The sequence below is a fragment of the Mycobacterium angelicum genome, from assembly GCF_002086155.1.
In the GTDB taxonomy this organism is placed as follows: Bacteria; Actinomycetota; Actinomycetes; order Mycobacteriales; family Mycobacteriaceae; genus Mycobacterium; species Mycobacterium angelicum.
The window spans coordinates 1-270 of sequence record NZ_MVHE01000397.1; the positions used below are offsets into that span (position 1 = coordinate 1).

At 70.0% G+C, this 270-nt stretch carries 1 protein-coding gene; it reads left to right on the forward strand.

What is annotated here, in order from left to right:
• The coding region (locus BST12_RS29965; protein WP_139802130.1) for an acyl carrier protein at nucleotides 1-270 on the forward strand (270 nt) is incomplete at both ends.

Here is a 270-nt window from a genome sequence, read left to right on the forward strand (position 1 = left end):
TCGACTCCCTGACCGCCCTGGAACTACGCAACGCCCTGGCCCAGCACACCGGCCTCACGCTGTCCCCCGCCTTGATCTTCGACCACCCCACCCTGGGCGCTCTGGCTCACCATCTGCTCACCCAGCTCACAACGACGAATCCCGTGGCCAGTCCGGTGCGGACGACCATCACTGCGGGCGCCGACGAGCCCATCGCGGTGGTGGGCATGGCCTGCCGCTTCCCCGGCGGCATCGATTCGGCCGCCGGACTGTGGCAGGTCGTCAGCGGCG